This window comes from Mycobacterium sp. SM3041, assembly GCF_039668335.1.
Lineage (GTDB): Bacteria > Actinomycetota > Actinomycetes > Mycobacteriales > Mycobacteriaceae > Mycobacterium.
This window is the reverse complement of sequence record NZ_JAYXBQ010000022.1, coordinates 1-904: the sequence shown is the minus strand read 5'-3', so window position 1 is coordinate 904 and position 904 is coordinate 1. Positions and strand designations below refer to the sequence as shown.

Here is a 904-nt window from a genome sequence, read left to right as displayed (position 1 = left end):
GACAGTTTCGGTCACGCGGCCTGACTGGCCGGTGTGGTCATGATTGCTTCGAATTCGATCGGGGTCAACCGCCCGAGGCCGGACTGGCGGCGGCGCCGGTGGTAGGTGCGCTCGATCCAGGTGACGATCGCGATGCGGAGTTGTTCTCGGGTGTCCCAGCGGCGGCGGTCGAGCACGTTCTTCTGCAGCAGGCTAAAGAAGCTCTCCATGGCGGCGTTGTCGCCGGCGGCTCCGACACGGCCCATAGAGCCGACCATCTCGTGTTGATTCAAGGCGTGTACGAATTTCCTTGACCGGAACTGAGATCCGCGATCCGAGTGCAGAATGCACCCCGCGACATCTCCGCGTCGGGCTACCGCGCTGTGTAGTGCCCGGATGGCCAGTTGTGACTTCATTCGGGAGTCGATGCTGTAGCCGACGATCCGGTTGGAGAACACGTCCTTAATCGCACAGAGGTAGAGCTTGCCCTCACCGGTGCGGTGCTCAGTGATGTCACTGAGCCACAACTGATTTGGCCCTTCAGCGGTGAAGTCACGCTCGACAAGATCGTCGTGCACCGGCGGCCCGACTTTGCCGTTCTTGCCGCGTTTCTTACCAAACACGCTCCACAGTCGATTCTGCGAGCAGATCCGCCATGCGGTGCGCTCGGCCATCGGCTCGCCGGCATCGCGCGCCTCCTCCACGAGGTAGCGGTAGCCGAACTCCGGATCGTCTGCGTGCGCGTCGAACAGCGCATTGGCGCGGTAGGCCTCGATGAGTTCGGCCTCGGTGATGGGGTCGGCCAGCCAGCGGTAATACGGTTGGCGGGAGAGCTTGAGTACCCGGCACGTCACCGCGACGGGGATCCCGTCGGCGGCGAGCTCTTTCACGAGCGGGTAGACCCTTTTCCCGGCAGATTGGCCTG

1 protein-coding gene is annotated in these 904 nt (G+C 63.3%); it reads right to left on the bottom strand.

Going from position 1 to position 904, the window contains the following annotated elements; genetic code table 11:
• Nucleotides 1–11: 11 nt before the first annotated feature.
• Nucleotides 12–904 (bottom strand): IS3 family transposase (locus VXD91_RS06435; RefSeq protein WP_346414985.1); only part of this gene is annotated, 893 nt, incomplete at its 5' end.